At 51.9% G+C, this 241-nt stretch carries 1 protein-coding gene; it reads right to left on the bottom strand.

Going from position 1 to position 241, the window contains the following annotated elements:
* A partial coding sequence (locus tag HMPREF0044_RS07665) for a hypothetical protein (RefSeq protein ID WP_006547565.1) occupies nucleotides 1–241 on the bottom strand: 241 nt, incomplete at both ends.

Here is a 241-nt window from a genome sequence, read left to right as displayed (position 1 = left end):
AAGGACGAAACCCTGACTCGCTCAATTCCATTTTGACTTGTTGCTCAATGGGGCGAATAACATCGGTTAACACCCGGCAAAGGGTGGATTCAAGCTCGGCAAAACGCAGCGTAAAGTCGCGACTGATGGTGTTCTGCGCCGTCTGTAACAGTGTCTCACAGCGGGTACGAATCTCGCTTAACGGCTCCGAATCATCCTGAAACAAGGCGGCTAACTGCACCTTCAGCGCATCTTGCTGTTG

It is taken from the genome of Gleimia coleocanis DSM 15436 (assembly GCF_000159015.1).
GTDB classification, from domain to species: domain Bacteria; phylum Actinomycetota; class Actinomycetes; order Actinomycetales; family Actinomycetaceae; genus Gleimia; species Gleimia coleocanis.
Note: the sequence above shows the minus strand (reverse complement) of the source record. Positions and strands in the feature narration are given on the sequence as shown.